The 23,369-nt window shown below is 52.2% G+C and carries 23 protein-coding genes; 1 reads left to right on the plus strand and 22 read right to left on the minus strand.

Annotation, left to right across the window (positions count from 1 at the left end):
• Position 1 precedes the first annotated feature (1 nt).
• From carA to lspA, 9 genes are all read right to left on the minus strand, one after another.
• Positions 2 to 1,138, minus strand: a complete 1,137-nt coding sequence (gene carA, locus RB298_RS29520; RefSeq protein WP_009589632.1) for a glutamine-hydrolyzing carbamoyl-phosphate synthase small subunit — start codon at positions 1,136 to 1,138, stop codon at positions 2 to 4.
• 60 nt (positions 1,139 to 1,198) lie between these two features.
• On the minus strand, positions 1,199 to 2,500 hold the full coding sequence (locus RB298_RS29525) for a dihydroorotase (protein WP_486049957.1): 1,302 nt from the start codon (positions 2,498 to 2,500) through the stop codon (positions 1,199 to 1,201).
• A 122-nt stretch (positions 2,501 to 2,622) separates the two neighbouring features.
• Positions 2,623 to 3,534 (minus strand): aspartate carbamoyltransferase catalytic subunit, encoded by a 912-nt coding sequence (locus RB298_RS29530; protein WP_277749023.1) that lies wholly within the window; start codon positions 3,532 to 3,534, stop codon positions 2,623 to 2,625.
• On the minus strand, positions 3,534 to 4,094 hold the full coding sequence (gene pyrR / locus RB298_RS29535) for a bifunctional pyr operon transcriptional regulator/uracil phosphoribosyltransferase PyrR (protein WP_096773084.1): 561 nt from the start codon (positions 4,092 to 4,094) through the stop codon (positions 3,534 to 3,536). Before pyrR ends, RB298_RS29530 begins: the two co-directional genes overlap by 1 nt.
• A gap of 317 nt (positions 4,095 to 4,411) precedes the next feature.
• Positions 4,412 to 5,665 (minus strand): LL-diaminopimelate aminotransferase, encoded by a 1,254-nt coding sequence (locus RB298_RS29540; protein ID WP_015734252.1) that lies wholly within the window; start codon positions 5,663 to 5,665, stop codon positions 4,412 to 4,414.
• A gap of 151 nt (positions 5,666 to 5,816) precedes the next feature.
• On the minus strand, positions 5,817 to 7,778 hold the full coding sequence (gene abc-f / locus RB298_RS29545; RefSeq protein ID WP_486049960.1) for a ribosomal protection-like ABC-F family protein: 1,962 nt from the start codon (positions 7,776 to 7,778) through the stop codon (positions 5,817 to 5,819).
• Between the two features lie 143 nt (positions 7,779 to 7,921).
• On the minus strand, positions 7,922 to 8,077 hold the full coding sequence (locus RB298_RS29550) for an RAxF-45 family protein (protein ID WP_009589583.1): 156 nt from the start codon (positions 8,075 to 8,077) through the stop codon (positions 7,922 to 7,924).
• 150 nt (positions 8,078 to 8,227) lie between these two features.
• Positions 8,228 to 9,199, minus strand: a complete 972-nt coding sequence (locus RB298_RS29555) for an RluA family pseudouridine synthase (protein WP_486050148.1) — start codon at positions 9,197 to 9,199, stop codon at positions 8,228 to 8,230.
• A complete protein-coding gene (gene lspA / locus RB298_RS29560; protein WP_096773081.1) occupies positions 9,199 to 9,699 on the minus strand; it encodes a signal peptidase II in 501 nt (166 codons plus the stop codon). The genes RB298_RS29555 and lspA overlap by 1 nt, the downstream gene beginning before the upstream one ends.
• 212 nt (positions 9,700 to 9,911) lie before the next feature.
• Between lspA and RB298_RS29565 the strand changes: the two genes are divergently transcribed.
• Positions 9,912 to 10,652, plus strand: a complete 741-nt coding sequence (locus RB298_RS29565; protein ID WP_486049963.1) for a TraR/DksA C4-type zinc finger protein — start codon at positions 9,912 to 9,914, stop codon at positions 10,650 to 10,652.
• Between the two features lie 59 nt (positions 10,653 to 10,711).
• Here RB298_RS29565 and RB298_RS29570 read toward each other — a convergent pair whose 3' ends face one another.
• The 13 genes from RB298_RS29570 to ftsZ all read right to left on the minus strand — a co-directional run bounded on the left by RB298_RS29570 (position 10,712) and on the right by ftsZ (position 23,369).
• A complete protein-coding gene (locus tag RB298_RS29570; protein WP_015734246.1) occupies positions 10,712 to 11,062 on the minus strand; it encodes a DUF5665 domain-containing protein in 351 nt (116 codons plus the stop codon).
• A 229-nt stretch (positions 11,063 to 11,291) separates the two neighbouring features.
• Positions 11,292 to 14,381: an isoleucine--tRNA ligase gene (gene ileS, locus RB298_RS29575; protein WP_486049965.1), complete on the minus strand. Its 3,090-nt coding sequence runs from the start codon at positions 14,379 to 14,381 to the stop codon at positions 11,292 to 11,294.
• 400 nt (positions 14,382 to 14,781) lie between these two features.
• Complete coding sequence (locus tag RB298_RS29580) at positions 14,782 to 15,276, minus strand: DivIVA domain-containing protein (protein ID WP_090913079.1); 495 nt, start codon at positions 15,274 to 15,276, stop codon at positions 14,782 to 14,784.
• A 171-nt stretch (positions 15,277 to 15,447) separates the two neighbouring features.
• Positions 15,448 to 16,233: a YlmH family RNA-binding protein gene (locus tag RB298_RS29585; RefSeq protein ID WP_096773077.1), complete on the minus strand. Its 786-nt coding sequence runs from the start codon at positions 16,231 to 16,233 to the stop codon at positions 15,448 to 15,450.
• A gap of 11 nt (positions 16,234 to 16,244) precedes the next feature.
• Positions 16,245 to 16,514, minus strand: a complete 270-nt coding sequence (locus RB298_RS29590; protein ID WP_090913083.1) for a YggT family protein — start codon at positions 16,512 to 16,514, stop codon at positions 16,245 to 16,247.
• Positions 16,515 to 16,522: 8 nt separating this feature from the next.
• Positions 16,523 to 16,969: a cell division protein SepF gene (locus tag RB298_RS29595; protein ID WP_009589651.1), complete on the minus strand. Its 447-nt coding sequence runs from the start codon at positions 16,967 to 16,969 to the stop codon at positions 16,523 to 16,525.
• Positions 16,970 to 16,971: 2 nt separating this feature from the next.
• A complete protein-coding gene (locus RB298_RS29600) occupies positions 16,972 to 17,661 on the minus strand; it encodes a YggS family pyridoxal phosphate-dependent enzyme (protein WP_096773076.1) in 690 nt (229 codons plus the stop codon).
• Between the two features lie 8 nt (positions 17,662 to 17,669).
• Positions 17,670 to 18,524, minus strand: coding sequence for a peptidoglycan editing factor PgeF (gene pgeF, locus RB298_RS29605; RefSeq protein ID WP_486049969.1), 855 nt, complete (start codon positions 18,522 to 18,524; stop codon positions 17,670 to 17,672).
• A 67-nt stretch (positions 18,525 to 18,591) separates the two neighbouring features.
• Complete coding sequence (locus RB298_RS29610) at positions 18,592 to 18,924, minus strand: YlmC/YmxH family sporulation protein (protein ID WP_009589579.1); 333 nt, start codon at positions 18,922 to 18,924, stop codon at positions 18,592 to 18,594.
• Positions 18,925 to 19,087: 163 nt separating this feature from the next.
• A complete protein-coding gene (gene sigG / locus RB298_RS29615; RefSeq protein WP_486049971.1) occupies positions 19,088 to 19,870 on the minus strand; it encodes an RNA polymerase sporulation sigma factor SigG in 783 nt (260 codons plus the stop codon).
• Between the two features lie 77 nt (positions 19,871 to 19,947).
• Complete coding sequence (sigE, locus tag RB298_RS29620; protein WP_009589674.1) at positions 19,948 to 20,670, minus strand: RNA polymerase sporulation sigma factor SigE; 723 nt, start codon at positions 20,668 to 20,670, stop codon at positions 19,948 to 19,950.
• Between the two features lie 169 nt (positions 20,671 to 20,839).
• Positions 20,840 to 21,853, minus strand: coding sequence for a sigma-E processing peptidase SpoIIGA (gene spoIIGA, locus RB298_RS29625; protein WP_228469002.1), 1,014 nt, complete (start codon positions 21,851 to 21,853; stop codon positions 20,840 to 20,842).
• Positions 21,854 to 22,241: 388 nt separating this feature from the next.
• Positions 22,242 to 23,369 carry a cell division protein FtsZ gene (ftsZ, locus tag RB298_RS29630; protein WP_009589569.1) on the minus strand — a complete coding sequence of 376 codons (1,128 nt, stop codon included), beginning with the start codon at positions 23,367 to 23,369 and terminating at the stop codon, positions 22,242 to 22,244.

The following is a 23,369-nucleotide window of genomic DNA, read 5'->3' on the forward strand; positions in this document are numbered from 1 at the left end:
ATTATTGAGCTCCTTTCACGGCTGCGGCCAGAACCGCCTGGCGCGGTTTCCGGATTTCATTCTGTTTATGGTCTCTTATCATTTCAAGGAATTGATCGAACAGATAGCTGCTGTCGTGCGGACCAGGCGCAGCTTCAGGATGGTATTGCACCGAGAAGGCCGGGAATTTCGAGTGCTTCAAGCCTTCGATCGTTTTATCGTTGTTGTTGATATGCGTAACTTCCAGATCCGTCCCTTTGACGGATTCTTCGTTTACGGTGTATCCGTGGTTTTGGGAAGTGATGTAGCAGCGTCCGCTGGCAAGCTCTTTTACCGGATGGTTTCCGCCGCGGTGTCCGAATTTCAGCTTCTCGGTGTCCGCGCCGGCAGCCAGCGCAAACAATTGGTGGCCAAGGCAGATGCCGAAGATCGGATATTCGCCGAGCAGTTCTTTGACCATGTTGACGGCGTAAGGCACGTCTTTCGGGTCCCCAGGGCCGTTGGACAACTGAATGCCGTCCGGGTGAAGTCTGCGGATTTCATCGGCCGTCGTGTCATGCGGAACGACCATGACGTCACACCCGCGGGACGTCAATTCGCGCAGAATCCCGCTTTTTGCACCGAAATCGACCAGAACGATCCGTTCCTTTGAACCTGGACTAGTAAACATTTGCGGCGTCGAGGTTTTTGCCACCTGGTTGCGGAGTTCAGCGATCGTCGTATCGCCGAGCATCTCCTTAAGCTCTTCCACCGGTTTGTTGGAAGTGGTCAGAATGCCCTTCATCGTACCGTAATGACGGATGATACGCGTTAACATCCGCGTATCGATCTCGCTGATCCCCGGAATTCCGTATTCCTTCAACAGGCTGTCAACGCTGTATTCTGCACGCCAGTTGCTGGGAACAGGCTCATGACGACGAACGACGAATCCGTGAACGAACGGCCGAATGGATTCAAAGTCATCCCGCGTGATGCCGTAGTTGCCGATCAAAGGGTACGTCATGGTTACGATCTGTCCGCAGTAGGACGGGTCGCTCAGCACCTCTTGATATCCTGTAATCCCTGTATTGAAAACAACCTCTCCGGTCATTTCAGCATCCGCGCCGAAGGATTTTCCGCTGAACAGCGTTCCGTCCTCCAGTAACAATCTTGCCTGCATCCCGATCACTCCTGTCATCTATGTGTAATTTATTTTATAAGTCTTTTGCCTATTTGTTACTTAGAATCCGTTTTGTTCGGACCATTTCACTTCGCCGTCCACCCAAGTCATCACGGGCCAGCCTTTCAGCTTCCAGCCTGTAAATGGCGTGTTCCGGCCTTTTGTTGCGAACTCTTCCGGGTTCACTTCTTTCTCCGCTTCGAGATCGATCATGGTCAGGTCCGCTGCTTTACCGGCTTCCAGCACACCCGTTGCAAGACCGAATACACTTGCCGGATCGCTTGTCATCCGTTTTACGAGCAGGGCGAGATCCCATTTTCCCGTGGCGACAAACTTGGTGTAGAGCAGCGGGAACGCCGTTTCGAATCCCACGATGCCGAAGGGAGCCAGCTCCATGCCTTTTGCTTTCTCTTCCGCGCTATGCGGCGCATGATCCGTTACGATCATATCAAGCGTTCCATCCAGCAGACCTTCTATACAAGCCTCCACATCACGCGGTGTGCGCAGCGGCGGGTTCATCTTCCAGTTTGCATCAAGGCCGGGAATGTCTTCGTCGGAGAGAACCAGATGATGCGGGCATACCTCGGCCGTTACCGAGATGCCGATCGCTTTCGCCTGGCGGATCAATCTTACGGACTGCTCCGTGCTCACATGGCATACATGGTAATGCACGCCGGTGGCTTCGGTCAGCAGAATGTCGCGCCCGACATGGATCGCTTCCGACTCGTTCGGTATTCCTTTCAGGCCGTGCTGCTGAGCGAATTTGCCCTCGGTCACGCAAGCTCCTTTTACCAGCGAGTCATCCTCGCAGTGCGCAATGACCGGCATGCCCAGCGCTTTCGCTTTATTCATGGCATCTTTCATCATCTGTGCGTTCTGCACACCGACGCCGTCGTCCGTAAATCCGATCGCACCCGCGGCCTTCAAGGCCTCAAAGTCCGTCAGTTCGCGGCCCAGCTCGTTCTTCGTAATGGCTGCATATGGCAGCACCTTCGCAAGATTCGCCTCGCTGGCCTTATCCAGCACGAGCTTCACCGTTTCCGGCGTATCGGTCACCGGTCTTGTGTTCGGCATGCAGGCGATGGTCGTGAAACCGCCTTTGACTGCCGAGCGGCTGCCGCTCTCGATGGTTTCCTTGTGCTCATAACCCGGCTCTCTCAAGTGCACATGCATATCGATGAATCCCGGCGTGACCAGCTTGCCCTCGGCATCGATGATCTGAACGTGATCGCCCGGTTCCGGCAAGGCTGCGATATCGCTCGCAACCGACTGAATCAATCCGTCTGCAATGACGATATGTTTATCTTCGAGCTGTCCTTGTTCATTGATCACTTTGGCATTCTTTATCACTTGCATTTGCATCTTGGTTCCCCTCCGCAGCAGAAGCACCGTTCGCTTCTTTGTATATTGTATAATAAAAATTCATGTTTGTGTATAATTATTAATATTTATTCATTCTGTAAACCGTATTCCGCATGTTCGAATCAGACCATCGCCCGTTCCATAACCGCCATGCGAATGGGCACTCCGTTCGCCATCTGCTTGAATATCATCGATCTCGGGCTTTCCACGACCGCGTCGTCGATTTCAACGTTGCGGTTCACCGGTGCCGGATGCATAATCATGGTGTGCCCCGACAGCTTGGCCGCCCGCTCTTCCGTCAAGCCGTACTGCTCCCGGTACTCCGCGCTGGATTTGAACACCCCTTCGTTATGGCGTTCCAGCTGTACTCTCAGCATCATCACCACATCGGCCTTGAGCGCCTTTTCCATCGATACGTAAGGCGCATACTGAGCCAGCTCCGGAGCCTGCATCGTTTCCGGCGCGCAGAACTGCACATGGGCTCCGAACTTCTGCAGGGCCCACAGATCCGAACGAGCAACCCGGCTGTGCTTGATGTCCCCGATGATGGACACCGTTAATCCCTTAAGCTCGCCGAAGCTTTTCTTCATCGTGTATAGATCAAGCAGCGCCTGCGTGGGATGCTCATTGTTGCCGTCGCCCGCATTGACCAGCGGAATCGAGATCCGCTCCGCCAGCTCCTGCAGCACGCCGGCTGGCTTCAGCCGGATGACGCCCGCGTCGATTCCCATGGATTCCAGCGTTCTGACGGTATCGTAGATCGACTCGCCTTTCTCGACGCTGGATGCTGCCGCTGCAAAGTTCATGACCTCGGCACCGAGTCTTTTCTCAGCCATTTCAAACGAGAATCTCGTTCTGGTGCTGTTCTCGAAGAACATATTAACCGCAAATTTCGATTGAAGTACCGGCACCACTTTCTCGGACTGCGCTTCCCAATATGCTGCCCGATTCAGGATGGATCCGATTTCGTCTCTGCTAATATCCTTCAAACCTAAGAGGCTGCGTTCTTTCAATGAAATGGCTGTTGTCATGATTATCGTTCCTCTCTTTGGCTAATGGTCACTTCGTCCTTGCCGTCGATTTCGGTTAATGCCACCGTAATTTCCTCTTGTTTGGAGGTAGGAACGTTCTTTCCGATATAATCCGGCCGGATCGGCAGCTCGCGATGCCCCCGGTCTGCCAAAACCGCAAGCTGTATCATTCTAGGCCGTCCGCAGTCCATCAGGGCGTCCATTGCTGCCCGAATCGTCCGGCCGGTGTACAGCACGTCATCAAACAAAATAACCTTCTTGTCATGGATGTTCAGGTGCGCTAGGCTGTGCTTCGCTCCCTCACCCCGTTCCGCAGCGGCTCCATTGCTGTCCCGGTCATCGCGGTAAGAGGTCACGTCGATCTCTCCCCAAGGAATCGGAGTACCTTCGATCTCGTTCATTCGCTCCGCGATTCTTTGGGCCAGAAACACCCCGCGCGTGCGAATCCCGACCAATACGCAATCCTCGATCCCTTTATTTTTTTCCAATATTTCATGGGCAATTCTCGTTAGCGCGCGGCGGATGGCCGTCTCGTCCATAATCACATGCTGTTCGTTGCTCATCCTCTTGTCCTCCTTCTAAACGTTTGATTAGCCCTTTATCGTTCCTGACGATCCGTGGATTCATTCCACACAAAAAAACTCCTTGCCCGGCTGGACAAGGAGTTGATCTCATAGAGATGGTGTGGAAAGCGCAGCATCTATCCGCAGACAGAGCCATGCCTCCTGTTAATGAACCTCGGTTCACGTTACCTTGCCAGCCTCACGGGACTGATTTAAAGGTGCTATTCGATTGATCCCATTATGACAGACCCTACAAGAGATGTCAACAGCAATCATGTCGAACGTTGTCGCGTTCCAAGCATGTTCATAGCCTTGAATTAAAACTCGAATTCCACATCGCTGAGTCTTCTGCGAATTTCGGAAATGACGCGTTTCTCTTCCTCCTCGCCGTCGGCAATGAAGGTAACGGAGAAACGAACGAAGTGTCCTGCATCATCCCAAGGAACGGTGGAGATCAATTTCTCGCGAATCAGGTACTGGGAGAAGTCTTCCCCGGATTCAAAACGGCGTCCGCCTTTGACGCCTTTCGGAGCCTCCACATACAGGAAGAAGGAGCCTTTGGGCTTCTCCGCCGTAAAACCGAGTCCGTTCAGTACGTCGACCAGCATGTTGTGGCGGCGGGAATACTTCTCGGCGATCTTCTCCGTAATTTCCGGATGATCCAGACCGTAAGCGGCAGCCTTTTGGATGGCGATGAATTGTCCGGAATCGTTGTTGTCCTTCACGTCGCCAAACGCTTTAACCACCAGCGGGTTGCCGGCGATGAAGCCAATGCGCCACCCCGTCATGTTGTAGGATTTGGACAGGGAGTGAAGCTCCACGCCGACATCCTTCGCTCCAGGAACGGACAGGAAGCTCAGCGGCTTCAAACCATCGTAAGTGAGCGCAGCATAAGGTGCGTCATGAACAACCACCACGCCATATTTGCGGGCCCACTCGACAACCTCCGCGAAAAATTCGGCCGTTGCGCTGGCCCCCGTCGGGTTGTTCGGATAGTTCAGGTAGAGCAGTTTGGCACGGCGGGCAATGTCCTCGGGGATCGAGCCAAGATCCGGCAGAAATGCATTCTCTTTTTTCAGCTCCACATTGTAGACTTCGCCGCCTAAATACTTGGTATGCGTTCCGAGCACAGGATATCCGGGAACCGTCATGATCGTGATGTCGCCCGGGTTGATGAAGCAGGACGGCAGCATGGCCAGCGCCGGCTTGGAGCCGATGGAGTGCAGCACTTCCGTGGACGCATCGATGCCTTCGACGCCGAATACATTGCTCAAATAGCGAACAGCCGCTTCCTTGAACTCCGGAATCCCGTTATCCGCATATCCGCGGTTTTCCCGCTTCGCCGCCTCTTCCGCCAGCTTTGCCACGATGCCTGCATCCGCCATCTCATCCGGCTCGCCAACTCCCATATCGATCAATTCGGTATCAGGATGCTCCTGCTTCGCAGCCGCCTTTGCTCTCTTGATCTTCTCGAATTTATAAATGGCCGTATCTTTACCGTAATTAGCACCGCCAATCCGATCGGCAAAGCTCTGTTGAATGTACGTTTCCTGATATTTATCCATGCTCATGATTTGTATTCATCTCCTACTCTAGCTTTGTTACACATCCTAAATATGCAGGAAAATCACGACTGGAGCCATGCATTATATATCAGATGATTTGTACTTTTTAGGTTGAGTCGGAGCTGATACACACCATGGCCTCCCTGCACGAAGTCGGTTAAGGCAGCTCCAGCCATTCTGCTAGGAGCTCGTCGCGGCTTGCTGCCAGGGACTCCCGCTCGTTCCAACGCTCTTCGAGCAGCGACATGTCCGAATTGCCGCTTATCGAGCCTTCCGTTTCAAGCCAGCCGTCCAGCTGCCGGATGCGGGTCTCCAAACGGGCGATCTCCTCTTCCAGCCATTTGGATCTTTCCGCGGCAGAGCGATCAGGATGGTTGCGTTCGAATTTCTGGCCGGGCTTTTCGTTGGCTTTGGACGGCGGCGTCCCCCTTGGTAAAGAAACGGCATTCGTACCAGCTGAGAGTTCTCTTGACTGCAATGCGGCTTCAAGCTGGTCTTTCTTGGCCCGGAAATCATCATAATTTCCATGAAAGACGGTCAGCGTCCCTTGGTTCAAATCCCACACCTTGCCTGACACTTGGTTTACGAAATAACGGTCGTGGGAAATGGCAAGAACGGTCCCCTGATACCCCTGCAGCGCATCCTCCAAGGCCTCCCGGGAAGCAATATCCAGATGGTTCGTAGGTTCATCCAGGAGCAGCAGGTTCGGCTTTTGATGGATAAGGAGCGCCAGCCTCAATCGTGTCCATTCACCGCCTGACAGCTGGCCCACCGATCGGAACACGGCCGCGCCATAGAACAGATATCTTGCCAAAATCCCCCGGGCCTCTCCCTCTTCAACCCCGGCGTTCTCCCGAAAATATTGGAGCACCGTTTCCTTCGGATTTTTCGGCTCCTCCTGCTGGGCCAGATATCCCACGTCGACTCGCGCGCCCCATTCAAGGGATCCGGAGTCGGGCATAAGCTCGCCCACCAGCACTTTGAACAGCGTCGTTTTTCCGCTGCCGTTCGGACCCATCAGCGCAATTTTTTCGCCGAATTCGATAAGACCGGAAGCCCCTCCCAGCACCGCCTGATTCCCATAGCGAACCTCAACTTGTTCAAAGTATGCCACGCGGCGGCCGGAACGATCCTGAGGATTTAGTTCAAAATCAGCCTGTCTTCGTTCCAGCACGGGTCTCTTGACCCGCTCCATCCGCTCCAGTGCCCGCCTCATGGAAGCTGCGCGTTTGAAGAACTTCTCATTGCCGCCAATCCGGCCGAACTCTTCAAGCTGCTTGATGGATTCCTTCATTTTCTTGATTACTTTCTGCTGCTCCTGGTATTCGGCGAACTGCTGCAGCAAACGCTCTTCCTTATCTTTCATGAACGCAGTGTAGCCACCATAGGCAGTGAAAGCTTCGCCATCTTCAAGCTCAATCGTTTTGGACACGACCCGGTCCAGAAAATATCGGTCGTGGGAGATAATGACGCAGGTACCCGGATACTCGCGTAAGAATTCCTCCAACCATTCCGTGCGTGCCAAATCCAGATGGTTGGTCGGTTCATCAAGCAGGAGCAGATCCGGCTGTACGATCAGCTGCGATGCCAGCACGACTCGGGTCTTTTCTCCGCCCGACAACGAACCAAAAGCCAGTCCGTATTCACTTTTGGGTATTTGCAGCCCGGTAGCGATTTTATCGATGCTCGCTTCCAGCTCATAGCCGCCCTCTGTTTCAAACCGTTCCTGAAGCGCTGCATATTTCCGCAGCACTCGATCAAGCAGCTCAGCATTCCCGGCGATGCCCGGATCACTCATTCTCTTCTCCAGTTCCGTCATTTCCGTGCGGTATTCCTTCAAGTGAATCAACCCATGGGACAGTACATCCAGGACCGTCCAGGAATCCATATGGCTCGGTATCTGCTCCACATACCCGATCACTGTATCCTTCTTGATGGCAAGCTGCCCTTCATTCGGCTGATCCAATCCGGCAAGCAGGCGCATCAGCGTGGACTTGCCGCTTCCGTTTCTGCCGATAAGCGCTACCTTCTCGCCTTCCTGTATTTCAAACGATATCCCGTCCAATACCAGCTGGGCCCCGTGGTATTGCGTCAGTTTCTGTACATTGATCATATTCATTCTTGGTTCCTCCTGTATGCTGCGAACAATACCAAAACTCTGTTCGAGCGCATGAATTAGGGAGAAGAACCGGACTGCAAACGCAAAAAGGGTCCACAGAGCAAGCTCCGCGGACCCTTAAGAATCGTAAGCCTTAAATCGGCTTAATCCGTGCAGGCAGGCAGGTGACTTCTCGCGATGGTACAACTCGTATCATTAAAATTGGACAGACCTCTCCCGTTGTTGAGAAATGCATGAACAATGCCAGCCATAGCGATAGGCAGCTGGCTAATACGGTTGTTGACCATCTCGATATTCATCCTGCTCACCTCCTTCATCAAAGTTATCGTCACTATACCATATCCATGGTTTGGAAGGCAAGACAAATAGCCCAGCAAAGTGGAGCCCATGCTTTGATGCTTACTCTAAACCTTTGTGGGACCCATGCTTATACATGCGAAAAGGGACCGCTAGCGGCCCCTTAAAATCGTCAACAGCTCATTCATATCGCTCGGCATCGGTGCCGAAAACTCCTTATATTCCCCGGTCGAAGGATGGACAAAACCCAATACGGCCGCATGAAGCGCTTGTCCGTTCAATTTGATCCCCTTGCTCTTGCCGTAAACGGGATCCCCTACGAGAGGATGCCCGATATATTTCATGTGCACGCGAATTTGATGGGTACGACCCGTCTCCAGCTTCAGCTCGAGGAGACTGTAATCTCCGAACCGTTCCACCACGGTAAAATGCGTCACCGCATGTTTGCTGTTCCGGTCCGTGACGGTATACAGTTTGCGATCCTGGGCGTCCCGGCCGATCGGTGCGTCAATGGTTCCCTGATCATGGCTGATATTGCCGTGCACCAACGCCAAATAACGGCGGTTCACGCTGTGCTCCTTCAACTGGGCGGCCAGCGAAGCATGGGCTTTATCATTCTTCGCGGCCATGATCAGGCCCGTAGTATCCTTATCGATCCGATGGACGATGCCGGGGCGAAGCTCTCCATTGATTCCCGACAAATCCTTGCAGTGAAACATCAATGCATTCACTAGCGTGCCGGACGAATGTCCCGGAGCCGGATGGACAACCATTCCCCTCGGCTTGTTTACGACAATCACGTCCCCGTCTTCAAACGCGATCTCAAGCGGGATGTCCTCGGGAATAATCTCGACGGCCGATGGCTCGGGAACCTTCAGCACGATGCGGTCACCCTGACTCACTTTGTAATTCGGCTTGATTGGGCCATCGTTCACACTCACATGTCCGTCCGCAATCCATAACTGCACCTGGGAACGCGACACATCTTCCCCAAGATTTTCCGTTATGTATTTATCGATACGGGTTTTGGCAGCGTCGGCATCCACCGTCCATTCGATGGCTTCCGTTTCCTGACCGTTCTCATCTGTCCAATCCGTATCTGTATCCTTACCGTCTAGCACCATCATTCAGTCCCTTCTGTGCCTGAAACTTCACTTGTTGTCTGCATCTTCTCGCGTCTTCCTTCCAGAAGCGTGTCCAATATGATCAATCCCACGCCGATCACGATGCAAGAATCGGCAATATTGAAGATCGGGAAGGTGTAACTGCCAAAATTAAACTGCAGGAAATCGACGACCTCTCCCATTATCAATCGATCGATGAAGTTTCCGAGTGCCCCTCCAAGTACAAGCGCAAGCGCGGTCGGCAGCAGCTTGCGTCCTTCTTTCGATACCTTCCGCAGGTACCAGACGATTCCGCCCACAACGATTATTGTCACAATGATGAAGAACCATAACTGGTCCTGAAGTATGCCGAACGCGGCTCCCCGGTTCCGACTGGACGTGATCAGGAAGAAATCCCCGATGACCGGTATCTGTTCATAAAGCTCGAGCTTGGTAGCAATCAAGTACTTGGTTCCCTGATCGATAAGAAATAAAACAAATGCAATCAAATAATATACCACTTGTTTATGTCACTCCGTTCTTGTCTTCTCCAATCAGGCGAACATCTTCGCTGATCGGTCCGTAACTCGTCTTATTGTAGCACAGCGGCTCAGAAACCGTCCATTCCTGTCCAGCGGCGAGAACATTTTCCGTCAGTAAAACCTTATCGATGGGTGCACTCTATACCTATGAACCAAGAAGGTCAACTTCGGGACCATGAAAGGAGCCTGACATGTCGCATCTCACTCAGGAGCAACTTCATAATTTGCAACAAAAGCTGATGGATCGAAAGGTTGAACTTGAACGGCGCATGGTCAATAACGACCAACACGGGCTGGGAGAATCGGAGCGAGATATGACCGGCGAGCTGTCCCATATTGATAATCACCCTGGCGATGTGGGAACCGAAGTGTTTGAAAGAGGAAAAGACCTCGCGCTTCAGGACAGGGTGGATCAGGAGCTGCAGCGGGTTATTTTTTCGCTAGAAGCCATTCATCATGGCCGTTACGGCGTGTGCCTTACCTGCGACCAGCCCATTCCGTACGAGCGGTTGGAGGTTATCCCGGATACGCAATATTGCGTAGAACATACGCCTCGGGAGCGCGTGTCCCGCGACCGTCCGGTCGAGGAGGACGTTCTAGCTCCCGCTTTCGGAAAATCCAGTATGGATGAGCACGAATATGCTGCATTTGACGGCGAGGACGCCTGGCAGATCGTTGAGAGCTGGGGGAACTCCAATTCCCCGGCTTTGGCGGAAGGTAACGAAATGGACAGCTATAACGAAATGGATATCGAGAATGGCGACGATCAAAGCGGGTTCGTGGAGGTGTACGAAAACTTCGTTGCCACCAATATCGATGGCTCGGAAGTGTTTATCGTACGCAGTCCCCAATATGTCGATTACCTAAACCGGGGCGAAGGAAGCTATCTCCTTGACCCCAATGGCGACCCGGATGATGAATCATTCAGCTGATTAAGCGTCTTACCCGGCAGCATATGACTTGCAGCGGCTGCCGGGCATTACATAATCCATTACGTCAGTTCAAGCTGCCGCTGAACAATCCGGACAATATCCGCGATGTAATCGCCGATAATAGGCAAATTCAGCGCGCCAAGGGCCTGAAGGGCATATATGATGGTTGCCGCAAAAAAAGTAAACCCGATCGCGATTCCCACGCCGCGTGCCGACCCGGCCAGCAGATTGGTCCATATCAATTTCCAGGGGCGGTTCAACAGCTGGGTGTATTCCGCGATCCGGGCCTTCTCCAGCTGCTGCGCGATGTCCGTGGTCATGCGGTGTATGGCGCCCAATTGGTCCCGCTCTGCTTCCACAAGCGATTTATTCTTTTCGGTTGATAACGCATTTTCCGGCTTCTCTGCCATATTCACCGCCCCCTTGCCACTATACTAGGCAGACTCTGGAAAAACAGATCAGGATCCGCTTTCTTCCTGCTTGAAACCTTACATAACATGCATGAGAATTCGCTGATTATTATGCATCTGTTGGAAGCATCTCATTCGCACGGAATCCTCCGAACAAAGCCGGTGCTTATTGTGGACAGCAAAAAACCACCGCCATTTCATGGCGGTGGTTTAATAATATCAACGATTCTCAGACGATATGGATGCCAATGGTTTTGCCGCCAAGCTCAACCCGCTCCATGCCTTCGCTTTGTCCGTATTGCAAATCGTTAACCAGAACGTTTTCGCGCAGCACATCTTCAAATGCGGTGATCGCAGCTTGAAGCTCATCATCCGTATCGAGAGTCAAGTTCACCCGCTTCTCGATCGGGAGGTCCAGCTTCTTGCGCGTATCCTGCACGGCACGCACCACTTCGCGAACCCAGCCTTCCTGCTCCAGCTCCGGCGTGATATCCGTATTGAGCGCAACGGTTAACCCGTAACCCGAAGCGGATGCAAAGCCTTCCTTCGCCTTCTTCTCTACCAGCAGCTCTTCGGGCGTGATCTGCAATTCTTCGCCTTCCGGTGAAGTTACGTTCACGCCGCCCGATTGGACCACCTTGCGGGTCTCGTCACTGCTCATTCCCTTCAGGAAACCTTGCAGGAAGCCGATATTTTTACCGTATTTCTTGCCTGCGACCTTCAGGTTCATTTTCAGCGTGAAATCAACGAATCCGCTGTCGCTGGTCTCCACCTCAATCGCTTTGACGTTGATCTCGTCCTTGATGATGTCTTCATACCCCGCGAGATCGAACTCGCGATCCATGGATACGATGAGGTTGGACAGCGGCTGACGCGTCTTGATTCCTGTCTCGTTGCGGACGTTCCGCGCAAGCTCTACGATCTGTCTTGCCGTCTCCATGTCCTGCTCGAGCGCCTTGTCGATCAACGCTTCGTCGGCTTGCGGGAAGTCGGCCAGATGCACGCTCTCGCCGCCGCCCAGGTTGACGAAGATATCTTCGGACAGCATCGGCGTGAATGGCGCCATCAGCTTGGATAGCGTCAACAGCACGTGCGTAAGCGTCCCGTAAGCGGCCAGCTTATCTTCACCGAGTCCGCTGCCCCAGAAACGATCGCGCGAACGACGGATATACCAGTTGCTCAGCTCATCCACATAAGCTTCGATCGCCTTGGCCGCGTTAAGGAAATCATTGACGGCCAATCCCTTGTCAACCACTTGAATCAAGCTGTTCAGGCGGGAGAGAATCCAGCGGTCCAGCTTGTGGTCCGATCCCTTGAAGTCATGCTCCTTCGGATCATAGCCGTCGATGCCGGCATACAATGTCAGGAACGCATGGGTGTTCACCAGCGTGTCCACAACCTTGGATTTGGCTTCGCCGACGATTCCTTTCGAGAAACGTTTGCTGTTCCATGGCGCACTGTCGGCGAGCAGCGCCCAACGGAACGCATCCGTGCCGTACTCCTCGATGATTTCCCAAGGATCGATGACGTTGCCCTTGGATTTGGACATCTTCTGTCCGTTCTCATCGAGAATATGGCCCGTGGCCATGACCGCTTTATAAGGCGCTTTACCGGTGAAGAGGGTCGATACGGCGAGCAAGCTGTAGAACCATCCGCGCGTCTGGTCGATCCCTTCGCAGATCATATCGGCAGGATACTGCTGTTCGAACTTCTCCTTGTCCTCGAATGGATAATGGTATTGCGCATACGGCATCGACCCGCTGTCAAACCATACGTCGATGACTTCCGAGGTCCGTTCCATCACGCCGCCTTCGCAATGCGGGCATTTGACTTTCACTTCATCCACATAGGGCTTGTGCAGCTCCAGATCCTCCGCCACCTCGCCTACGGCGTTAGCCCGAAGCTCCGCAATGCTGTGCGGCGAGAACTGCCCTTCGCAAGAATCGCAGACCCATACGTTAAGCGGCGTTCCCCAGTAACGGTTCCGGCTGATATTCCAGTCGACCAGGTCTTCAAGGAATTTGCCGAAGCGTCCCTCGCGTACATGGCCCGGATACCAGGTCACCTCGTTGTTGTTGGCGATCAGCTGATCCTTAACCGCCGTCGTTTCGATAAACCAGCTCTCCATCGCATAATAGAGCAGCGGGGATTTACAGCGCCAGCAGAATGGGTAACTGTGCTCGTATTTCTCCTTGCTGTACAGAAGTCCTTTTTCGGACAATGCCTTCACGATGTCCAGATCGCAATCCTTGACGAAGCGTCCGGCAAAATCCGTCACTTCATCGGTATAACGGCCGTGGCCGTTCACGACGCTTACGAAGCTGATGCCATTCTCGCGGCATACGCGGTAGTCGTCTTCGCCGTGCGCAGGAGCCATGTGCACAATCCCCGTACCGCTTGCATCGGTAACAAAGGATGCGCCGACGATGAGGTTCGCTTTTTCCGCTTTTACATACGGGAACGGAGGGTCGTAAGTCTTGCCGACCAGCTCGGAGCCTTTCAGCGTCGATAGAACGGTAAACTCGCCTTTCATGACATCCTCTACCAGATTTTTAGCCACGATATAGATGCCGTCCTCCTGCTCGACGCGGGCGTAATCCATATCCGGATTAACAGCCAGTGCCACGTGGGATGGCAGCGTCCAAGGCGTCGTCGTCCATGCCAGCACATACTCTCCGCTGTCATGCAGCTTAAACTTCGCCGTTGCGCTCAGGTCTTTAACATCCTCATACCCCTGTGCCACTTCGTGGGAGCTCAGTGTCGTCTGACAGCAAGGGCAGTACGGGCTTACGCGGTGGCCGCGGTACAGAAGGCCCTTGTCATGAATCGTCGCCAAAATGTTCCATACGCTCTCGATGTAGTTGTTCTCAAGCGTGATGTACGGATGATCCAGATCGGTCCAATACGCAATCGCTTCGGTCAGCTCGCGCCATTTATGCTCATATTCAAATACGCTGGCTTTGCACTTTTTGATAAAAGCCTCCACGCCATAATTCTCGATCTCCTGCTTGCCGGAGATGCCAAGCTGCTTCTCTACGCCAAGCTCAACCGGAAGCCCGTGCGTATCCCAGCCCGCTTTCCGAACGACATGGTAGCCCTTCATCGTCTGATAACGGCCCACAAAATCCTTGATGACGCGGCCGAGCACGTGACCGATATGAGGCGCGCCGTTCGCGGTTGGCGGACCTTCGTAAAATACATAATTCGGCTTGCCGGCCCGCAGCTCGATTGATTTCTTGAACGTGTTCTCCTCGTTCCATTTGTTCAAGATGCGCAGCTCTCTTGCCCGCGCCTTCTCCTTGACGTCTACTCTGTTCATGCAGATCTTCCTTTCACTTCGTAAATGTTCTGTGAAAATAAAAAAAGGCCCCGTCCCCCAAGGGACGAGAACCTGTTCTCGCGTTACCACCCTAATTTCGCCCGGCCGACTTCTAATGGAAGCCTGCTCAAACGACACCTCAATGTCCATGCCTGTTCGTAAGGCAAGGTCCGATATAACGTTCGGCAGACGGCTTAGCTTACGCACGCGGTCACAGCGCTTCAGCTTCACTTCTCCGGGATGATCTTCTGCTAGGCCTGAACGCCGGGCTTTCAGCAACTGCCGGCTCTCTGGGGGACAGATCCTTCGCGTACTATTCCCATCAACGAATTACGGTATGAATCAACAATATGTTATTAGTTATAGACGACTTCGCGGAAAAAGTCAACCGGATACCCGCCTAGTATACCTCTTTCGGCTCCAGACTCGGTTCGCGGTTCTCCAGCGTCTCCCAGCCTTCCTGCTTCAGAAGCTCCAGCTGAGCCTCTACCAAGGAGCGGAAACGGGTGCGGTAGATGGAGGCCTGCTTCTTCAGCTCTTCAACCTCCAGCGCGATTTTGCGGGATTTCCCGAGCGCATCGTTAATGATCCGGTCCGCATTCTTCTCGGATTCCTTAATGATCAGCTGAGCTTCCTTCTTCGCGTTGTTCTTCAGCTCATCCGCCGCCTCCTGGGCGACAATGATGGTCTTCGATAAGGTTTCCTCAATATTCGAAAAATGATCCAGTCTTTCTTGCATCGCCATCAGCTGGTTGCCTAATTCTTTATTCTCCCGGATCACACTTTCATAATCCTTAATAATCTGATCCAAAAACTCGTTGACCTCGTCCTCATCATAACCGCGAATTCGACGGGCGAATTCCTTGTTATGTATATCAAGCGGTGTCAATGGCATGGTGTGCACCTCCTAAATATATGGGCCTTACAGGACGGTCCGTCCGCTGTGTTAGCCAAACCACCCGTCCGTGAAGACAATAGCGGTCATTTACGATTTATCGGCAAATCCATTGTCATTTTGAATGTTCCCTGTATGGTTTCGACAAAAAAACGGCAATTCCTTCAAAGGTCAAGCATATTTCCCAACCTTGATACGGTACCGCCCTTTTTTCGTCAGGCCGCCCGTCTCCAGTACTTTAAAACGTCCAAATCCTTGGATGGAGACGACATCGCCTTCTTTTAAATTCGTGGAGGGATCCTCTTCCACTTTCCAGTTGACGCGGCACCGGCCGGCCTTGATCGGCACGACGATTTTTGTGCGGCTGATTCGGTAGGCATCGCTGGCGATTCCGTCCAGTCTCATGGAAGATACCGTAATGTCCATCGCCTCAAAATTCGTGCGGGCCACCTGAAGCTTGTCCAGCGGCAGCAGATCCGTCATGACATGCACCCGGTGGACCTGACTGAGATTCAGATGCAGGAAGGCGCTGATATCGTCGGCAACGACCGCATGGCAGCCGTCCGCAAGTACATGGATATCACCGATCTTGGATCTCTTAATGCCCAGACCCAGTATCGACCCCATATAATCGCCATGCTCCAGCTCCAGAAACTTCTGATCTCCGGAAGAGATGCTGAGCACCTTCATCTTCAGATCCTCGCCCTCAAGCGCCCGGTAATCCGGAGCAATCATCGCCCGCACGCGTTCGGCATCAGCATGTCCGCCATCAAACACGGCATGCACGTCCGGATGACGATTCACGAGCGATTCCAGAATGAACCGCTGCCTGGGATCCAGGAAATCCGTCAGCTTGGTTTCATGATATTGTCCGGCATTGACCACCCATTCCCAAGCCCGGTCCACAAATTCCCGTTCGTCCTTGTGAAAATGATCGTAGATGTCCAGTTTCATCATTCATTCACCTGCTAGAGGAAATATCCGAGAATGGCGTATACGCCGCGCTGTGCCAGCTGCAGGACGAACAGCGCGATAATCGGGGAAATATCGATCATGCCCATAATCGGCGGAATGAACCGACGGAAAGGCGCCAAGTATGGCTCTACCAGCTTGCCAAGCAGCTCCCCGACAAAGCTTTCCCTCACATTCGGAAGCCATGACATTAAGACGTAGACCAAGATCATGTAAAAATAAATTTGGAACAGCGTTCCAACGATACTGTAAATTTCGTAGGTCAAAGCCTAAATCACCTCATTCTGTTATATTCATGCTCGTCTGCTAGAATCTCCGAGATCGAACCTTGGATCTCAACGGTATCCGGCGTGCATAGGAAGATGTTCCCGCCCACCTTCGAGATTCCGCCGCTAAGCGCATAAACGGTTCCGCTAAGAAAATCGATAATGCGCAGCGCCTGATCATTCCTCACGCGCTGAAGGTTGACCACAACCGTTCGGAATGACCGCAGATGATCTGCAATCTCCTGTGCTTCATCATATGAACGAGGCTCGACTAATACAACCTTAACGTTCTTCTGCGAATGAATGCTAACGATGTTGCCGCTCTTTTGGTTTTTCCGATGATCAAACGGCGTTGCCTCCACCGGCTCTTCCTGCGAGGCCAGAACCTCGCGTTCCACAACTTCTTCTTCCTCTTGCAGTCCCAAGAAATTCATAAACCGGTTCATCACGCCCATCGTCAATCCTCCTCTTTCCCTACTAAAATTGAGCCGAGACGCACCCAGGTCGCCCCTTCCTCTATGGCAACTTCAAAGTCATTGGACATGCCCATGGACAATTCGGTCAACGGCTCCGCCGTAAGCGCCTGCTCGTTCAGCTCATCTCTTAGTTGTCTTAAACCACGAAATACAGGACGCGTCTGCTCCGCCGACGATTCGTATGGAGCCATGGTCATGAGTCCGGTTACCTTTACGTGCGAAAGACTGTTGATTTCCTTCAAAAACTCGGCTGCTTGCTCGGGAGGCAAGCCGTACTTGGATTCCTCACCCGAGATATTGACCTGCATCAAGGCGGATACCTGCAGATTCAGCGCAGCCGCCCGCTTCTCCAGCTCATGGGCCAAAGACAAGCGGTCGAGCGAATGAATATATTGAAATTTATCAATGACATCCCGGACCTTATTGGTCTGAAGATGGCCGATGAAATGCCATGTGCCGCGGTTGCCGAGTGCATTCCACTTCGCCTGGGCATCCTGCCAGCGGTTCTCGCCGATATGCAAAAGTCCGTGATCCAGTACCGAAGCCGTCATATCCAAGGAGACATATTTCGTGACCGCAATCATATTCACATCATTCCGGTCCCTGCTGCTTCTTGCGCAAGCCTCCGTTATTCGCTGTTCCACTTGATCGATACGTTCCTTCAAACTCAAGGGACGACTCACCTCTTTCTCATCCCGATCCAACTCGCCATCCGACCCGTAGTCCCTCCATCTTTGCGATAGGAGAAGAACCGATCGTGATTGCAGCTTGTACACCATGATGTACATTCGATATGTTCCGCCAATATTCCTGCTTTAATCATAATGTGTCTGTTTATTTCTTTCAAGTTCAGCATGTATTTCCCGTGTCCCTTGTCGATATAAAAAGCTGAATTTGTAACTTTATCGCCTGAGAATCCTTCGAATCCGAGTTCGCGGACACGCTCCATGACCCGATCATCCACCTCGTAACAGCATACGCCGATCGACGGACCGATGGCTGCATGGAGGTTCCGAGGCAAGCTTCCGTATTCCGCAGACATCCTGACCACCATTTGTTCGGCTATGGCACCCACGGTTCCCTTCCAGCCAGCGTGGGCCAGACCGACGGCGCCCGTGACCGGGTCCCAGAAATACAGCGGCACGCAGTCGGCGTAGAAGGAAGTCAGCAACACGCCGGGAACATCGGTTACAAGCCCGTCCGTATCTTGATAGGCCGAGGCCCGGTCCAAGCTCCCTCTGCCCCTGTCCTTATCATGAACGACGCCAATCCGGATGCCGTGCACCTGCTCGCCGCACGTCCAGTCTTCGAGAGAAAAGCCAAGCGCTGCGGCGACCCGCTTCCGGTTCTCGACAATGTCGCCCGGCTCGTCTCCGACATGAAAGGCCAAATTCAAACTGTCATAGGGTATCCGGCTCACGCCGCCATGCCGGCCCGTGAACCCGGCCGTGAGTGCGGCCGCTGACTTCCCTTCCCATTTTTCGAGCACAAACAGACTCGGTGTCTGCCGATCTTGACTAACAAACGGTTCCATGAACATTCACCTCTATGACCAGTGTAACAGAAAACATACGCCGGAGACATATGAACCCGCCGTTTGGTTAGAAGGATCGACGGTCAGGACGATCCAGATACTCCACCGGTTCCTGATCATCCGGCGTTCTCCGCAGTTCCTCCATTTTGACAAGGACCACGTCCGAGCCGATCTTGACGATATTCCGCCACGGTATGATCAGATCGCTTCCGCCGCCGAACAGCCCCATGAATTTGCCGTAGCTCGGCACCACGATCGCTTCAATCCGGCCCTGCCGCAAATCCAGCTCCAAATCGCTGATTTGCCCGAGCCGCTTGCCGTCGATGATATTAATAACATCCTTTGTTTGAAAATCGGAAATTTTCATCTTTTTCCCCACCATTTGATTATCAGGTATCATGAGCATCACACCTTAGATGTATTTGAAGGTTATCCGTCCATCCCTGTTCAATCCGTATCCCTCTGTTCAATATATGATCCGCTTGGGTAAAATAGCTTATTTAAAACGAAAAAAACGACCCCATAAACGGGATCGTTGTCTGTTCGTTTGATTGCTGGGCTTCTTAAGTTTTGACGTGCTTTTGCATCTGCTTGATCGCCGACTTCTCCAGGCGCGACACTTGGGCTTGGGAGATACCGATTTCATCGGCAACTTCCATCTGGGTTTTGCCTTCGTAAAACCGCATGGACAGAATCATTTTTTCGCGCTGCCCGAGCTTGTGCATCGCTTCCCGGAGAGCGATTTCCTCAATCCAGGACACATCCTTGTTCTTGTCATCACTGATTTGATCCATCACATATATCGGATCGCCACCGTCATGATAAATCGGCTCAAACAGCGAAACGGGATCTTGAATGGCATCGAGTGCAAAAACAACGTCTTCCTTGGGCACATTCAGCGCTTCGGAAATTTCAAAAATCGTTGGTTCACGCGAATTCGCATTGGTCAGCTGATCCCGGACCTGAAGTGCCTTGTAGGCAATATCGCGCAGTGATCGGGAGACGCGAATCGGGTTATTGTCCCTTAAGTATCGACGTATTTCTCCGATAATCATCGGTACGGCATAAGTGGAAAATTTAACATTTTGCGATAAATCAACATTGTCGATGGCCTTCATCAATCCGCTGCAGCCTACCTGAAACAGATCATCAACGAACTCTCCCCGATTGTTAAACCTTTGGATGACGCTGAGCACCAGTCTCAGGTTGCCGTTCACCAATTTTTCTCGGGCCGACCGTTCATTGTTCTGCTGCAGATTATGAAACAGCTCCCTCATTTCCACGTTCGTCAGAACAGGCAGTTTTGACGTATCCACACCACAAATTTCAACTTTGTTTCGCGTCATGATGACTAACCTCCCAAGGAGAAACATTACTGTACATTATCTCCGAGGGGGGTTATTTTATTCCTTGCGATTTCCAGTTACACCATCTTGTTGAATTCTTTGCGGAGCCGTTTAATGATTCTCTTCTCCAATCGGGAAATGTAGGATTGCGAGATTCCAAGCAGGTCTGCCACGTCTTTTTGCGTCTTTTCTTCCCCGTCCTGCAGGCCGAAACGAAGCTCCATAATCATGCGTTCCCGGTCGCTCAATTTATCGAGTGCTTTTTGCAGCAGCTTCCGGTCGACCTGCTCCTCGATGTTGCGGTAGATGGTGTCGTTCTCGGTGCCCAATACATCGGACAGGAGCAATTCATTGCCGTCCCAATCGATATTCAGCGGCTCGTCGAACGAGACCTCGCTTCGCGTTTTGTTATTCCGGCGCAGGTACATCAAAATTTCGTTTTCAATGCAGCGCGAGGCATACGTGGCCAGCTTGATTTTTTTCTCGGGGTCAAACGTATTCACCGCCTTAATCAAACCGATGGCACCGATCGATACCAAATCTTCGATGTTAATGCCGGTGTTCTCGAATTTGCGGGCGATATAAACGACCAGACGCAGATTACGTTCGATCAGCATGGCCCGGGTGGCCGCATCGCCGGTAGGCAGCTTTTTGAGCAAGAACTCCTCTTCCTCTTTCGTTAGCGGAGGCGGAAGCGCCTCGCTTCCTCCGATATAGTAGATTTCCTGACTCTTCAAACCCAGCATAAAAAGTACGCGGTAATACTGCAGCTGCAATGCTAATCTCCATTTAACGGGCATCTCTTATCCTCCTAATGCGTTTTCCCGAAGGTTTAACTGACTTCATAAAGATCATCTTTAGGCTCCTAATCCGGAAAGGATGGATTTTCATGAAGATTTTCAAAGACTTATCCATCGCTCGAACGTTGGGTCACAGACTCGAACACTATGAAAATGGCTTCACCTGTCATTATCCTGCAGTCTTGGCTTCGCCTGATTTCAGACCGGTCGCCTCATGATTCTGAGAATCGCCCGTTATGGCAGGTTGTGCATTCTTCGGCGTCCCCTCACCTTCCGTCAACGCCGGATGGATGATGGCCCTGTATGCCCTGTCTCCCGAAAGCGTCCCGCCGTCAAGACCAATCAGCACCTTGGATGCCGCGTATTCAAATCCCCCCAGCTCGACTCGCACCATGTCAGGCTTCAGCGCAAGCATAAATGCAGCCCCCCGGTTGACGCCGCGATACGGAACAAGCCGCAGGCGGTCCTGCCATTCGAATTCCTCTGCCGCCAGCCCCATGATTAATTTGTCCGGTTCCCCCTCCATCAGCTGTTTGCTCCATCCCTGGGGCAGGTAGGCTTCCCATAGTTCTGCTTCCATCACCATAACCGGCGTGCGCGTCAAGGGATCGCTCAATTGGTTACCAGTATCAAGTAGACCCACGCAGCCTATTTTGGCGCTGCCGATCCATACGGACACTTCTCCCAACAAGGCTTCCCGGTTCTCGGTTTTTCGTTTCGTGGTCTGAACGGCTTTAAACGCGAATACAACTACAAAAAAGGTAATGCACGCAAACCAGAATCCCACCTTCAATTCAAAGGATAGCCCGCCCGATGTCGTATACCATATCCCGCTGAACAACTCTCCCGAATTTTGGACCAAGTAATGAAAACCGATAATGCCTCCGGCAGCTGCAAAATTCACCATGTAAAAAGCTCCCAAATTCCGAAGATAACTCTGCAAGCTCACAAAGCCGAAAGCCACCCACAGCATGATCAACGATAGTCCAAACTTGATGAGAAAGGTAAACAAAAACGACAATTGCGGGACAAACATCATGACGACATACAGAGCGCCGATCACAGAGGATAATGCAAGCCTCCACCATGTTGGCTTCACTCTCCGCATCCAGGCGGTCAAAGCCAGCAAAACGGCGTCAATGACGAGGTTTGCCAAAAATATGAGATCAATATAAACAACCAGGTTGTTCACCTGCCTAGTCGAAGAATCCTCTACCGTTATCCTTCTGTTGAATTCTGGGCTATGGGAGATGTTACTAGTATAAGAAGAATAGAATTCAAAGTCTGTCTAAACCTGTGGGCGGATTTCGGACTTTTTTTGTCGATGAAGGGCAGTTTTTAGAGACCTGTACCAAGAGCAGCCTCTTAGCGTTATCGGCGATCTCTATCTTGGCAGGAAGGCTCGGGGAATATCCGTAATTTCCCCAGTAATTGCTGATTGGGCTTTCATTCGTGAAAGTGTGACAGCATCAGCTGTTGGCCTTGTAAATGAAATAAAAGGAAGATGACGAGGCATGGATATAAAAATAAGCCTGTCTTCATCATGATGACGAAGCACAGGCTTACCGTTATTAATCATTATTACGGGTACGATTGCGAAGAAAAGTAGGAATATCAAGCTGATCATTGCTCTGATTGCCAAACGGCTTCAGATTCACATTACTCTTGTCCGTTTCCGGCTGCTGTTGTTGCTGTTGTTCCCCTTGCGGCATTGCAGGACGACGTCCCGGCGGGATTGGAGAAGGCTTGCTCTCAAAGCCGGTAGCGATAACCGTGACCTTGATTTCATCCTTCATGCTTTCCTCAATGATCGCACCGAAGATCATGTTCACTTCCGGATCGGAAGCAGATGTTACAATCTCGGCCGCTTCATTCACTTCATACAAGGAAAGATTGGTTCCTCCCGTAATATTCATGATCACACCGCGGGCACCTTCGATTGAGGTTTCAAGCAGCGGGCTCATGATCGCCTTGCGGGCAGCCTCGGAGGCACGGTTTTCACCAGTAGCCAGTCCAATACCCATCAAAGCCGAGCCGCGTTCTGTCATGATCGTTTTCACGTCGGCAAAGTCAAGGTTGATCAGACCCGGCACTTGGATCAGATCAGAAATGCCCTGAACGGCCTGACGCAATACGTTATCAGCTTCTCGGAACGCTTCCAGCATCGGTGTCTTCTTATCCACGATCTCCAGCAAGCGATCATTCGGAATGACGATGAGTGTGTCCACTTTCTCTTTCAATGCTTCGATGCCAAGCTCCGCTTGGGAAGCACGCTTGCGTCCTTCGAACGTAAACGGACGAGTGACAACCCCAACCGTTAATGCCCCGCACTCCTTAGCAATTTCAGCGATGACAGGCGCAGCTCCAGTACCTGTACCGCCACCCATACCGGCTGTAACGAATACCATATCGGCACCCTTCAGGGTGTTCATGATCAAATCACGGGATTCTTCCGCAGCCTTCTTGCCTACGTCAGGATTGGCGCCGGCACCAAGACCGCGAGTGAGCTTGTCCCCGATTTGCAGTTTATGTTCGGATTTTGCAAGGTGGAGTGCCTGAGCATCCGTATTGACCGTAATGAATTCAACGCCCTGCACACCATTTTCAATCATTCGGTTAACGGCGTTGCTTCCGCCGCCGCCTACTCCGATTACTTTTATTTGAGCTAAGCTCTCCATTTCAAAATCAAATTCCAACAT

Origin of the sequence: Priestia sp. BR_2 (assembly GCF_041954005.1) — a bacterium.
Lineage (GTDB): Bacteria > Bacillota > Bacilli > Paenibacillales > Paenibacillaceae > Paenibacillus_AQ > Paenibacillus_AQ lautus_A.